A 12,154-nucleotide genomic window follows, 5' to 3' on the forward strand; every position below is an offset into this window, starting at 1 on the left:
TGCAAGCGTCGGCAGAAGCGGGCCTACCGCTTTACCGCTTGACGACGACGAGCTTCAACTCGCTCAGTTCCTCGACGGCGCACGCGACACCTTCCCGTCCCAGCCCGCTCTCCTTCACGCCGCCAAACGGCATGTGATCCACCCGGAACGTCGGGATGTCATTGATGATAACCCCGCCCACTCTAAGCTCGTCCGCCGCTTCCAACGCCAGTGACAAATTGTTCGTGTAAACCCCCGCCTGCAAGCCGTACCGCGAATCATTGACCAGCCTGATCGCCTGCTGGACCGACTGTACCGGATTGATCATGACGACAGGCCCGAATACTTCCTCGCGGGCAATCTTTGCCTCCCGCGGCACATGCGTCAGGACGGTCGGCAAAAGCATCCGCCCCATCAGTTCGCCGCCGCAGGCGAGCTTCGCCCCTTGGTCGAGCGCTTCCCCGATCCAGGCAAGCACGCGCTCTGTCTGCTTCGGATGGACCATGGCGGAAAAGTCCGCTTCTTCTTCCAGCGAATCTCCCCCGCGCAACGCCACCGTCTGTTCCACAAAGCGGCGGACAAATTCGTCATAGATGTCCGTCACAACATAAATTCGTTGCACAGACACACACACTTGACCAGAATAAGCAAAAGCCCCGAACAAGCAGCGCAAAACGACCTCGTCCAGCGGCGTATCGCGGTCGACGATGACCGCAGAATTGGCGCCCAGTTCCAAGATTACTTTTTTCAAGCCCGCCCGATTGCGCACCTCGACGCCCACTTCAGGGCTTCCGGAAAAGGTCACGGCGCGAACTCGCGGGTCGGTAACCAGCTTGTGGCCCACGACCTCTGCGCTGCCTGTGACGACGTTTAACGCTCCTGCCGGGAGTCCAGCCTGCTCTGCCAGCTCAGCGAGAAAAAGCGCACTGATCGGGGTCTGCGAAGCTGGCTTCAATACGACTGTATTGCCAGCAGCGAGCGCAGGCCCGACCTTGTGCGCTATGGAATTGAACGGAAAAGGAAACGGCGTGATCGCGCCCACGACTCCCAGAGGCTCGCGCACCGTGTAAGCGAGACGGCCTTCGCCACCGATAGCAGCGTCCAGCGGAATCGTTTCCCCGTGCAGCCGCTTGGCTTCTTCCGCTGCAAACCTGTACGTCTGCACCGTGCGGATGATTTCGCCGCGCGCTGTCCGAATCGGTTTTCCCGCTTCCAGCGCGACGATCCGGGCAGCTTCCTCCATTCGCTCATCCAACAGGATGGCGATTTTCTCCAGAATGGCTGCACGCTGGTAAGCTGGCATGCGGCGCATGGGGGTTGTAGCTTCTTCGGCCGCTGCAATCGCCCGCTCTACTGCCACAGCATCCGCCTGGGGAATGTGTGCGATCACCTGACCTGTACAAGGCGAATACAACGGGGCATGGTCTGCCATAGGTATCCACTTTCCCCCGATAAAACACGCTCTTCTCATCGCCGTCTCCTCCGTCCCTGACACGATTGGATCTCTCAAAGCCTCTCCCAATCATTCTCCAGAGCAGACGGCGCTTCCTTGTCCTGCGCTCAAACTTTTTCCTTTTTTTCACAATTACCATCTCAAGTAGCTTAAAAGCGCCCTAGAAAAAGACGCTGCGGCTTCCTTACTGCGCTGGCCCTTCGGCTACCCCGCACCAGTCGAGCAGAGTCAAAGCAAAAATTTCCGCGCAGCGGAAGACGTCATCCAAAACGATGTACTCGTCCCGATAGTGCGCTACTTGTGTAACGCCAGGTCCCACGACGATAGCAGGCGTATCGGCCAAAGCCGTCAACAAGCCGCCGTCTGTCCCCCACGGAGATGCTTCCACAATGGCACGCTCGCCCGTCACGGCCGCAAACTTGTCCTGCAAAATGTCCATGAGCGGATGATCCTGTGCGACATCCCCCGGCACCCAACGCGCGCCGTACCATTCCAGCTCGACTGGCTGCTCCGCAAACCACGGATCGACTTCTGCCAGACGCTGCAAAGCCGCTTCCATTTCTGCCTTGGCATCCTCCATCTGCTCGCCGGGAGCGACTCCCATCCTGCCTTCCAGCTTGACGAGATCCGCGACAGACGACGGCCATTTTCCGCCTTCAATGACCCCGATGTTGATCGGTATCGGAATCGGCAGCTTGGCGTACAGCGGATCATCGAGACGATCGTTACGCTCTTTTTCCAGACGGCCAATCGCCTGCACGACGAGCATGCTCTTTTCGATGGCACTGACTCCTTCGTAGCGGGTGCCGCCATGGGCAGAACGTCCCTTGACCGTCAGACGGAACCACATCGAGCCTTGCTGTTTCGGAAAAATTTTCATGTTGGTCGGCTCAGGGATCAGCGCAGCATCTGCCTTGTAGCCGCGCAGGATGGTGGCAAGCGTTCCGGCTCCGCCGCTTTCTTCCTCCACCACGCTTTGGAAAATGACGTCTCCCTTCAGGCTGACACCGAGCTTTTGCAGGACGGAAATAGCCAAGAGCGACGACAGGTTTCCGCCCTTCATGTCGGTTGCGCCCCTGCCGTACAGTTTGCCGTCCTCCACTTTTCCGCTGAACGGATCATCGCTCCACTGGGCGTAATCGCCAGCGGGAACGACATCGACGTGCCCGTTCAAAATGAGCGAGCGGCCATTCCCCGCGCCTTTCCAGACGCCGACGACGTTCGGACTGCCTTCAAACGTTTGCCGGGGGGAGACGAAGTACGGATGCGAAACCAGCTCTTCCCCTTCCATGACCCACAAGTCGACACTCAGGCCCATCTCCGCCAAATGATCGGCGATGCTTTTCTGAATCGCTTCCTCTGCTCCTTGCACGCTCGGGCTTTGCACCCACTCTTGCAGCAGCTTGACAGAAGCTTCCCGATCCTTTTCCAACTGCTCTCGTATCAGCGCTTGCCAGTTAGCCATGTTCTTCCTCCGTTTCTTGGGTTCGTCCTTTGCCTTTTGTCTTTTGCTTATTGCCTAGCGGAATACGCCTACTTCGCCCTCTATCTTCAGTTCCGCTTCGGTGGCGCCGATGACATCCGCCACACTGTACGGATACATGACCTCGCGCAAATACAAGCCATCTGGCGTAACTTCCATGACAGCCATGTCCGTGATGATCCAGTCTGCCGCCTGAGTGGCAGTGAGCGGAAGCGAGCATTCTCGGACGATTTTGGAACGGCCATTTTTATCGAGATGCGTAGTCACGACCATCACTTTCTTCGCTTTTTGAGCCAGCTCCATCGCCCCGCCCATACCCGGCACGCGCTTGCCCGGCACAATCCAGTTGGCAATATCGCCGTTTTGGCTGACCTCCAGCACTCCGAGGATGGTCATATCCAACAAGCCCCGGCGGATGATCGCAAATGCCGTTGCGCTGTCGAAAAAGGACGCCCCTGTCGCCAAGGTGACGGGAAAGCCGCCTGCATTGCACAGCATCGCGTTTTCTTCCCCTTTTGCCGGACTTGGCCCGGTTCCGAGGATGCCGTTCTCGGCGTGGAACATCACCCGTTTGTCCGCGGGAATGAAATCGGCCACCAGCGTAGGGATGCCGATTCCCAAGTTGATAATCATTCCGTCCTCGACTTCCAGGGCCGCCCTGCGTGCGATTCGCTCACGGTAGCTCTCGGTCTCTTTTACTTCTCCCACGCCCATTGCCAGTTCACCCCTTCACTTTGCACGATGTAATTGACGAACACGCCCGGCGTCACGATTTCTTCCGGGTTCAGCTCGCCAACCTCGACGATCTCGTCCGCTTCGACAATGGTGATGTCTCCTGCCATCGCCACAAGCGGATTGAAGTTGCGCGCGCTCGTATCGTAAACCAGATTGCCGAAGCGATCCGCTTTTTTGGCATGGACGATCGCCACTTCCGCTGTCAAAGGCGTCTCCAGCAAAAATTCCTTGCCATCGAGCACGACCTTTTGCTTGCCTTTTTCTGCAATCGTGCCGATGCCAACGTCGGACAAAATGCCTCCCAAACCGACGCCGCCTGCCCGTACACGCTCCGCGAGAATGCCTTGAGGGCAAAACTCGACCTCAAGCTCTCCGGCCGTCATTTGCGCCCCTGCGTTCGGATTGGAGCCGATGTGGGACGCGATGACTTTTTTGACCCGCTTTTCCGTCACGAGCTTGCCGATCCCGATGTGTGGAAACGCGGTATCGTTGCTGATCAGCGTCAAATCGCGCACACCCAAATCCAAAATGCCCTGGATCAGTGTGGGCGGATTGCCCACACCTCCAAAGCCTCCTGCCAGAAGCGTCATCCCGTCGCGGAAATGGGACAGCGCCTCCTGCATGGTCACTACTTTATCAAAACGGTTCGTCATCGATAGCCCCTCCACTCTAGTTGATCAGCGCCTTGTCTTTCAGCTCCTGCGATACGCTGACAATCGCCTCTTTCAGGAGGCCGATCAGTTCGTCGATCTCTGCTTTTGTAATCGTCAGTGGAGGAGAGACAATGATGGAGTCACCTGCCACCCCGTCGATTCCACCCATGGCCGGATAAATGAGCAGCCCTTTTTCGAACCCTTTTGCAATTACCTTGCTTGCCACCCCTTGGGAGAGCGGGAACGGTTCTTTTGTTTGCTTGTCTTTGACAAATTCCAGACCGCACAGCAATCCCAGACCGCGCGCCTCGCCGATCAGCGGCAGTTCATCCGCCAACTCCTGCAGACGTGCCAGCAAGTAAGCGCCTTGCTCGGCTGCTTTGTCAAACAACTGATTTTTTTCGACATATCGCAAAACAGCCAGGGAGACAGCGGCGGACTGCGGATTTGCACTGTACGTGTGTCCAGCCATGATCAGACCGCTTCCTTGGCTAATCGTCTCGATGATCTCATCCGACACCATCGTCGCTGCCATCGGCGTGTAGCCTGCGCTCATGCCTTTGCCCAAAGTCATCAGGTCAGGCACGACGCCCCAGTGATCGATCCCGAACGCTTTCCCTGTGCGCCCTACTCCCGTCATCACCTCGTCGGCGATGAACAGCACTTCATACTTGTCGCAAATTTCCCGAATGCGCTGGAAGTAGCCATCTGGCGGCACGACTGCACCGCCGGATGCGCCAATGACTGGCTCAGCGATGAAGGCCGCGACTTGCTCCGCACCGATTCGCAAAATGGCGCGTTCCAGCTCGTTCGCACATTCCAAGGCGTATGTCTCAAGCGACATTCCTTCAGGTCTGCGGTACGGATACGGGCCAGTGATCGTCGGATAGTCCTCCAAAAGCGGGGCAAAACGTTTGCGGCGCAATACGTGACCCGACATGGACAGCGCGCCCATCGTGATGCCGTGATAGCTCATCCAGCGGGAAATGATCCGATTTTTCGTCGGCTTGCCTTTTTCCTGCCAGTACTGGATCGCGATCTTTTGCGCTGTTTCGGTCGCTTCCGAGCCGCTGCTGACGAAAAACGTCCAGTTCAGCGAACCAGGCGCCCACTCAGCCAGCTTGGCTCCCAGCTCCTCTACGGCATCGCTGCTGAAATGCGAGCGGTACGCAAAAGATACTTCTTTTGCCTGCTGATACATCGCGTCGGCTATTTCCTCCACGCCGTGACCGATGCTCGCCGTGACAGCGCCACCGCAGCCATCGATATAACGCTTGCCGTCTTTATCGTATAAATAAATGCCTTTTCCATGAGAAATGAACGGATATGTCTTGCCCAGTTCCGGTTTAATTACATAGCTTCTGCTCATAATCGTCGCCACCTCGCTTATTCTCTACCTCTATCCTAGCTGACCAGCCCGTTTCATCCATCCGACGCGCTGGCAAAAAAAACGTGGCAAAGAGACAAAATCTTTTGTACATTTTGTATAAAGAACTTCGCAACACGGAGGTGTACCTCATGACAATTACGATCAGAGAGGCTCTGCAACTGCCCGACATGGTTCAGACGCGTCTGATCGCAGGTGCTGGCGGGCTGGACAATCCGATCCGCTGGGTGACGATCGTGGAAGTGCTGGAGGATGCCAGCCGTCTGCAAGAAGGGGAATTTTTGATTACAACCGGATTTGGGCTGATGGAAAATGTCGAGCGGCTCAGTTCATTCATCCCGATGTTAGCCAGGCAAAAGCTCAGCGGAGTCGCTATTCATACCGGATTTTACATGCGGGAAATTCCCGGAAGCTTTCTCGAACTGGCGGACCGCCATCAGTTGCCGCTCATCGAAATCCCGACCGAAATCAACTTCTCGACGATTACCAAAGCGATTTTGCAGCCGATCGTCAATCGGCAGTTTGAGACATTGGCCTACTCGCAAGCCATTCACAACCGGATGATTGAAGCAGCCCTGTCCAAAGGAGGGCTGCCAGCGATCGCAGGCGAGCTTGCTGAGCTTACGGGCGGTGCGGTGACGCTTCTCGACGCCCTCGGGTTTGAAGTGACCCAGCACGGCTGCAAGGCGGAGCCGTACACGGAAGAAGGCAAGGAGCATGTGCATTCGGTGCCGATCCGGGCCAGCCGCGAGCATTTTGGCACACTCAGCCTGAGCAAGCCGCGGGAATCGTGGAAAGAGCTTGACGACGTAGCGCTCCAGCACGCAGCCACCTTGTGTGCGCTGGAATATGTAAAAGAACGCGCTGTTTCAGCGACGGAGTGGCGGTTGAAAGGGGATTTCGTCGAGGAACTGCTGAACGGAAAGCCAATGAGTCCGCAAGACCTGGAAAGCCGCTGTCGCATGCTCGGCTATCCGCTCTCCGGCAAGCACCTCGTGGTCGCGGTCAAAGTCGAGACGGTCGAGCACAACAGGCTCGCGGAGCTGCATCAAAGCGTCATTACCCTGATGCGCAGACTGTGCGACCGCCATCAACGTTCGTACCTTTTGCGGGAGCGCCCGCACTGTCTTTTGTTCATTTTGCCCGACGACCGGACGAGCCTGCAACTGCTCGAACAGTTTGCAACCAGGTGGGAAGGGCTGCACTCTGCCACCACCCTGCAAGTGGCGATCAGCAATCCCCGCGATTTGCTGACAGATGTTTCCTCGGCCGCAGAAGAAGCGATGTTCGCGCTGCAAGCGTATCCTTTGCTCGCTACCGCTCCCGATTTGCTGCGTTACCGGGACATGCAGGGCTATCAGTTTCTGTTTCCTTACCACCGGGACGAGCACAGCATGACGGCATTGTGGAAGCCGATTCTGGAGCCGCTGATCCGCTACGACAGCAAGTACAATCAGCAACTGCTCGAAACATTGGAAGTGTACCTGGCCCAAAACGGAAACGGCCTGCAAACCTCCCAAGCGTTATATATTCATCGGCATACGCTGAAATACCGCTTGACCCAGATTGAAGAAAAAACAGGCTACCGCCTGGAGGACGCGCATCAGCGCTGGCAGCTTCAGTTGGCGCTTATGGCCCGCCGACTGCAACAGCAGCTGTCTTCCTCACAAGAGTAGCCTTATTCATCGCGTGTAGGCCGAAGTGGCTTCACCCAGATGTTCATGTCTTCGAATCCGGAAAAAATCGTACAGTTGTTGATCAGCCGCCCCCGGTATTCGTAGCCCATTTTGGCGGCTGTTACGTTCATGCCCGCCGATTGGGCCCGCGTCAACGTGTACAAATAGTAAATCCCTGCTTCCTCCATCTTGTGTTCCAACGCGTGGAATAACGGCTGGAGGAGCCCTTTTCCTGCGTGATCCGGATGGGTGGCACAATCGGTCATCTCTGCCGATCCCATGCGCTCTGACACCTCCGCAGACGCCGCACAGGCGATTTGCCCGTCCCGCTCGACTACGAAGTACACCGTGCCCTCCTGCATCGTTTTTTGAATGTACGCGGGATCATCCATCGGCGTAGGATACGTCGCGAAAACGAGGCCGTACAGCTTCGCCAGCTCCTCTGCGTCCGCTTCTGTTGCCGGGCGCATGCGATATCCTTCCGGGAGCGGCTTTTCTTCGCCTGGTCCCGCTTTCGCCAGACTCAGCGCCAAAATTTCCTCGGCCAGCTTGGGAGCAGCAGATGTCGCCCGATCCTCCGTGAGATAAGCCGTGAGCATGTAAGCGTTTTGCCCCTGGAAAAAGCCGTCGATGATTCCCTCCTGGCGATATCCCCGCGCAAGCCATTCCCCAACGTCCTGCTTTTTTCCGTAAACGATCAGCTTGCTCGCCGCAGACTTTTTTCCGACCTGCTTGAGCAGTTCGTCGTACTCGCTGATGCGCGTCCGATCGTACTCGTGCAGTTTGACCCTGCGATTTTGCTGATCGTCCACCAAATCACCCGTGGCGAGCATTTCCTCGATCTGTATCATGAAGCCTTCCCTCCCCTGTTTGCCTTGTGACTCCATTGTAGCAAAATGCACCTTCCCGTCATCTGCCAATCTGTATAAAAAGTGGGCTGCCAAGCACAAATCTCAGGCGGGTAGGCATTCGATGAGCGCCATTTTCCCTATACGTTCATAAGATGAAGGAGTTGCTCCATCTGGGAAGGAGGGGGTATTCATGAGCTGCAGCAGCGGAAACAACGATTTCGCCCTTGTTTTGGTTTTGTTCGTTCTTCTCGTGATTGTTCTCGTCGCCATCTCATAGGTACTCGTATGTGCCCCTCTTGATAGGCAGTATCGAGGGGCCACTTACATATGCATGTAATAAGCTATGTAACGTCTGAGAAGGGAGGAAGCCCCCGTGTCCACACTTGTGTTCGCGCATCGCGGCGCTTCCGGCCTGCATCCGGAAAACACGATGGAAGCGTTCCACGCTGCTGTCCGCAAGCGCGCGGACGGAATCGAGCTGGACGTTCAGCTAAGCCGCGACGACAAGCTCGTCGTCATTCACGACCATCGACTCGAACGGACCACGAACGGCTCCGGTCTGGTGCGCGGCTACACGATGCGCGAGCTTCGTCAGCTGCGCGCCGACAAGGACAGCTCCATGCGTGTTCCCAAAGCCCGGATTCCAGTCCTGCGCGAGGTATTTCAAACCTTTTCCGATACATCGTTGCACTTCATCATCGAGTTGAAAAATTTCTTTTTGGCCCAGCCCCAGCTTGAGGAAAAGGTCATCGAGCTGATCAGGCGCTACCAGCTCACAGAGCGGACGATCATCTCCACCTTCAACTTCGACAGCTTGCTGCGCATCAAAGAACTGGACCCTGCCCAGACAACCGGACTGCTCTATGTCGGCCCGATTGCAAAACCGTGGGCAGTCGCCAGCCAGTATCGCTGCGAGCAGCTGCATGTGCCGTACGATCAGCTGACACCCGAGCTGGTGCGGCAAGCCAAGCAGCGCAATCTGACCGTCTACGGCTGGACAGTGAACAGCAGTCGGCAAATCCAGAATGCCATCGAATACGGCGTGGACGGAATCATTACGAATTACCCTGGCCGCGCAAGAAAAATCATCGAGGCGGATGCGTAACGTCAAAAAGGGAGCCATTTTCCGGCTCCCTTTTTTATGCAGTTGATCGAGCCGTTTGAGCGGCATTTCAGGCGCGCGGAACATAAAACTTCCCTTGCCAGCTGTTTCTGTTTTGCAACTCGGCATGGATGCCGTTGAGCACTTCCCACTTTTTGCGGCTCCACATCGGCCCGATCAACAAGTCTTTTGGCCCGTCTCCGGTGACCCGGTGCACGATCATCTCGGGCGGTAAAATTTCCAGCGTATCCACGACGAGCTTGATGTACTCTTCCAGGGAAAGAAACTCAAGCAGCCCTGCCTCGTACTGTTTGACCATCGGCGTCTTGCGCAACAGGTGCAGCAGGTGAATTTTGATCCCCTGCACATCCAGGTGGGCAACCGCATCGGCCGTCTGCATCATCTGCTCGTGCGTTTCCCCTGGCAACCCGTAAATGATATGGGAACAGACGCGAATATTGTGCTTGCGCAGTCTTTCCACCGCATCGACATAGCAGGCGTAGTCGTGCGCCCGGTTGATGAGCTGTGCCGTATGCTCGTGAACCGTTTGCAGCCCAAGCTCGACCCACAAGTACGTCCGCTCGTTCAGCTCAGCCAGGTATTCGACGACATCGTCCGGGAGGCAGTCGGGACGCGTGGCGACGGACAAGCCGACTACGCCTTCCTGCCTGAGAATGACTTCGTACATCTCGCGCAGCTCGTGAACAGGTGCGTACGTGTTCGTGTACGCCTGGAAAAAGCCGAGGTATTTTGCCTGCGGCCACTTTTCGTGCATCCGGCCTTTTACGTCGTGAAACTGCCGCTCCAGATCCATCCGCCGATCGCCAGCGAAATCCCCCGAGCCACGAGCGCTGCAAAACGTACAGCCGCCTGTCGCCACCTTGCCATCCCGGTTTGGACAACTGAAGCCCCCGTCCAGCGGCACCTTGAAAATCTTTTCGTGAAACGTCGAGCGCAAATGATAGTTCCATGTATGGTAACGCTTATCTCCCCAAAACACGGGAGTAGTTTGTTCGCATTGTTGTGGTTGTGGTGCCAGCTTCATCACCGCTTTTCCTCCTCGTGGCACAGCCAAAAGCCCTGTGCCCTGCTCCCACGGCTCTTGCTCTCATACGCGTGATCGCGTCATTATACCAGATCAGCGCCCTTTTTCGCTACTTTCCCATAAGAAAACCACAGGTCCGATGTCCCTGTGGTTTGTTTGACAATCCTATTGCTGGATCTCCTCGATGCGAATGGCGCGCGTGTGGGACGTATGGCTCCACACTTGATTTTTCTTGGTGAAAAACGCGTAAAACATGATCGGAAGCCAGGTCAGGAAAAAGAACGGCAACAACAGCAGTCCCAAATATCCTTTGAGCGGCACCTTTTCCAGATAGAGCGCCAGCACTGGCAGCAAATAAAACACAGCGGTAGAGCCGTACACCAGCCAAGTTGGCAGGATCGTCGCAGCCGGCGTCAGAGCCGCAATGTCAAAAAATCTGCCCAGGAACAGCAAGGACATCATGGTCACCATCAACACGTACATCGGCTGGAACAGGTAGAACGCTGCGTCGAGCATTCCCAGCTTTCTCGACTTCAAGCCATTCTTCAGTACGCTTCCGATGTAACGCCCTGCTACATCATAGTGACCTTGCATCCAGCGCAAACGTTGGCGCATGGAAGCTTTCAAATCAATCGGTTTTTCATCCCATACCTTCGTGTCGTGAGCCCAGGTTGGATAAATGCCGCGTTCAATACAGCGGGTAGCAAACTCCAGGTCTTCCGTGAGACTTGTCGCCCCCCAGCCCATTTCTTTGAGCAAGTTGCTCTCGATGCACAAGCCAGTTCCGCCCAATGTGTTTGGCAGACCGAGGTTGTGACGGGCCAGTTGCCACATGCGGTTCGTAAACCAGTACGTCACCGCATAAGACAGGGTAATCCAGGAGTCAAACGGGTTTTTCGAATCGAGATAGCCCTGGATCACGCGTGCGCCTTTGACCAGACGGTCGTTCATCACGCGCAGGAAGTTCTTTTCAACCAGGTTGTCGGCGTCAAACATGACGACTGCATCATACTGCTTCGGTCTAGCCCAGAGGTTTTCCAGCATCCACTCAATCCCGTAGCCTTTTCCGCGCTTGGACGTGTCAAAACGCTCGCACGCGATGGCTCCGTGTGCCCGACTGATCTCAGCTGTGTTGTCCGAACAGTTGTCGCAAATGACGAAGATGTCGTACATTTCACGCGGGTAGTCGAGCTTTTTCAGGTTTTCAATCAGTGGCGCGATTACGGCACTTTCGTTATGCGCCGCAACCAGTACAGCAAAAGTCTTTTGTGGCTCGCTTGTCACCTGCTCCTTTTTGCGGAACAGACCTGCGCAAGAAACCAGTGTTTGGTACGTGCTGATCACACCTACCGTTGAAGTGAATCCGATGAATAATCCCTCAATGATCTCTCTAATTACACTCATGGGTTCTTCTCCTCGACCTAAATCAAATTGGGTCTGATCCGATTTAGGTAGTGTTGTTTTTCCAACATTTCTCTATTGTAATTCTCCCAATTGGGAGTGTACATCAAAAGCGTTTCAAGATCAATGACCCAAAAGTGGGAAAAACGAAGGCACTGCTATCACCTTTCCCACCTTTTTCTCTTTCTATTCGACAAGCCTTGGACATGAGCAGAAAAAAAAGCCCTTGTCGAAAAGGCTTGATATATTTCGAAAACGCAACGGCTCATTTCAGCTCGAAAATAGCCTCAGTCTGGTATCACGATGGTGCGGTCGGCGAGACTCGAACTCGCACGGGTCGCCCCGCCACCCCCTCAAGATGGTGTGTCTGCCAATTCCACCACGACCGC

General features: G+C 55.7%; 11 protein-coding genes and 1 tRNA gene. 3 read left to right on the top strand and 9 right to left on the bottom strand.

Annotation, left to right across the window (positions count from 1 at the left end):
- Positions 1 to 31: 31 nt before the first annotated feature.
- The 5 genes from DEP07_RS24780 to DEP07_RS24800 all read right to left on the bottom strand — a co-directional run bounded on the left by DEP07_RS24780 (position 32) and on the right by DEP07_RS24800 (position 5,672).
- The gene (locus DEP07_RS24780) at positions 32 to 1,450 is read right to left on the bottom strand and encodes an aldehyde dehydrogenase family protein (RefSeq protein WP_173595582.1); all 1,419 of its coding nucleotides are present in this window, start codon (positions 1,448 to 1,450) and stop codon (positions 32 to 34) included.
- 166 nt (positions 1,451 to 1,616) lie between these two features.
- On the bottom strand, positions 1,617 to 2,897 hold the full coding sequence (locus tag DEP07_RS24785) for a peptidase (RefSeq protein WP_242771941.1): 1,281 nt from the start codon (positions 2,895 to 2,897) through the stop codon (positions 1,617 to 1,619).
- 54 nt (positions 2,898 to 2,951) lie between these two features.
- On the bottom strand, positions 2,952 to 3,629 hold the full coding sequence (locus DEP07_RS24790; protein ID WP_122965636.1) for a 3-oxoacid CoA-transferase subunit B: 678 nt from the start codon (positions 3,627 to 3,629) through the stop codon (positions 2,952 to 2,954).
- On the bottom strand, positions 3,611 to 4,303 hold the full coding sequence (locus DEP07_RS24795; protein ID WP_063227722.1) for a 3-oxoacid CoA-transferase subunit A: 693 nt from the start codon (positions 4,301 to 4,303) through the stop codon (positions 3,611 to 3,613). The genes DEP07_RS24790 and DEP07_RS24795 overlap by 19 nt, the downstream gene beginning before the upstream one ends.
- 16 nt (positions 4,304 to 4,319) lie before the next feature.
- On the bottom strand, positions 4,320 to 5,672 hold the full coding sequence (locus tag DEP07_RS24800) for an aspartate aminotransferase family protein (protein WP_242771944.1): 1,353 nt from the start codon (positions 5,670 to 5,672) through the stop codon (positions 4,320 to 4,322).
- A gap of 149 nt (positions 5,673 to 5,821) precedes the next feature.
- On the opposite strand from DEP07_RS24800, the gene DEP07_RS24805 reads away from it, so the two are divergent.
- Positions 5,822 to 7,366, top strand: coding sequence for a PucR family transcriptional regulator (locus tag DEP07_RS24805; protein ID WP_287103169.1), 1,545 nt, complete (start codon positions 5,822 to 5,824; stop codon positions 7,364 to 7,366).
- Between the two features lie 2 nt (positions 7,367 to 7,368).
- On the opposite strand, the gene ablB is transcribed toward DEP07_RS24805, so the two are convergent.
- Positions 7,369 to 8,217 carry a putative beta-lysine N-acetyltransferase gene (gene ablB / locus DEP07_RS24810; RefSeq protein ID WP_274875173.1) on the bottom strand — a complete coding sequence of 283 codons (849 nt, stop codon included), beginning with the start codon at positions 8,215 to 8,217 and terminating at the stop codon, positions 7,369 to 7,371.
- A gap of 190 nt (positions 8,218 to 8,407) precedes the next feature.
- Here ablB and DEP07_RS27780 point away from each other — a divergent pair, with 190 nt between their 5' ends.
- Both DEP07_RS27780 and DEP07_RS24815 read left to right on the top strand, forming a co-directional pair.
- Positions 8,408 to 8,494, top strand: a complete 87-nt coding sequence (locus DEP07_RS27780; RefSeq protein WP_122965633.1) for a YjcZ family sporulation protein — start codon at positions 8,408 to 8,410, stop codon at positions 8,492 to 8,494.
- A 96-nt stretch (positions 8,495 to 8,590) separates the two neighbouring features.
- Positions 8,591 to 9,322, top strand: coding sequence for a glycerophosphodiester phosphodiesterase (locus DEP07_RS24815; RefSeq protein WP_122965632.1), 732 nt, complete (start codon positions 8,591 to 8,593; stop codon positions 9,320 to 9,322).
- Positions 9,323 to 9,389: 67 nt separating this feature from the next.
- Here DEP07_RS24815 and DEP07_RS24820 read toward each other — a convergent pair whose 3' ends face one another.
- The 3 genes from DEP07_RS24820 to DEP07_RS24830 form a co-directional block, all read right to left on the bottom strand.
- Complete coding sequence (locus DEP07_RS24820) at positions 9,390 to 10,364, bottom strand: TIGR01212 family radical SAM protein (RefSeq protein WP_173595578.1); 975 nt, start codon at positions 10,362 to 10,364, stop codon at positions 9,390 to 9,392.
- Between the two features lie 165 nt (positions 10,365 to 10,529).
- Complete coding sequence (locus tag DEP07_RS24825) at positions 10,530 to 11,768, bottom strand: glycosyltransferase family 2 protein (RefSeq protein WP_122965630.1); 1,239 nt, start codon at positions 11,766 to 11,768, stop codon at positions 10,530 to 10,532.
- Positions 11,769 to 12,069: 301 nt separating this feature from the next.
- A tRNA-Leu gene (locus tag DEP07_RS24830) sits at positions 12,070 to 12,154 on the bottom strand.

This window comes from Brevibacillus sp., from assembly GCF_003521185.1.
Lineage (GTDB): Bacteria > Bacillota > Bacilli > Brevibacillales > Brevibacillaceae > Brevibacillus > Brevibacillus parabrevis.

Excerpts from the sequence above, each read along its gene's own strand:
- DEP07_RS24780 (WP_173595582.1), bottom strand. The coding sequence starts at position 1,450 with ATGAGAAGAGCGTGTTTTATCGGGGGAAAGTGGATACCTATGGCAGAC.
- DEP07_RS24785 (WP_242771941.1), bottom strand. The coding sequence starts at position 2,897 with ATGGCTAACTGGCAAGCGCTGATACGAGAGCAGTTGGAAAAGGATCGG.
- DEP07_RS24790 (WP_122965636.1), bottom strand. The coding sequence starts at position 3,629 with ATGGGCGTGGGAGAAGTAAAAGAGACCGAGAGCTACCGTGAGCGAATC.
- DEP07_RS24795 (WP_063227722.1), bottom strand. The coding sequence starts at position 4,303 with ATGACGAACCGTTTTGATAAAGTAGTGACCATGCAGGAGGCGCTGTCC.
- DEP07_RS24800 (WP_242771944.1), bottom strand. The coding sequence starts at position 5,672 with ATGAGCAGAAGCTATGTAATTAAACCGGAACTGGGCAAGACATATCCG.
- DEP07_RS24805 (WP_287103169.1), top strand. The coding sequence starts at position 5,822 with ATGACAATTACGATCAGAGAGGCTCTGCAACTGCCCGACATGGTTCAG.
- ablB (WP_274875173.1), bottom strand. The coding sequence starts at position 8,217 with ATGATACAGATCGAGGAAATGCTCGCCACGGGTGATTTGGTGGACGAT.
- DEP07_RS27780 (WP_122965633.1), top strand. The coding sequence starts at position 8,408 with ATGAGCTGCAGCAGCGGAAACAACGATTTCGCCCTTGTTTTGGTTTTG.
- DEP07_RS24820 (WP_173595578.1), bottom strand. The coding sequence starts at position 10,364 with ATGAAGCTGGCACCACAACCACAACAATGCGAACAAACTACTCCCGTG.
- DEP07_RS24825 (WP_122965630.1), bottom strand. The coding sequence starts at position 11,768 with ATGAGTGTAATTAGAGAGATCATTGAGGGATTATTCATCGGATTCACT.